The following is a 276-nucleotide window of genomic DNA, read 5'->3' on the forward strand; positions in this document are numbered from 1 at the left end:
AGCCCCCGCATCCAATCAGTAGCTCTACCTCTATAAAACTATTACTACGCTGCACCTAAATGCATTTCGGGGAGTACGAGCTATTTCCGAGTTTGATTGGCCTTTCACCCCTACCCACAGGTCATCCGAAGACTTTTCAACGTCAACCGGTTCGGTCCTCCACTGTGTGTTACCACAGCTTCAACCTGCCCATGGGTAGATCACACGGTTTCGCGTCTACCACTACTAACTATAGCGCCCTATTCAGACTCGCTTTCGCTACGGATCCGCACCTGA

1 rRNA gene is annotated in these 276 nt (G+C 50.7%); it reads right to left on the bottom strand.

Features of this window, described 5'->3' with window-relative positions:
- Positions 1–276, bottom strand: a 23S ribosomal RNA gene (locus FUA24_RS03215); the annotation flags it as partial.

Source organism: Seonamhaeicola marinus, assembly GCF_008085455.1.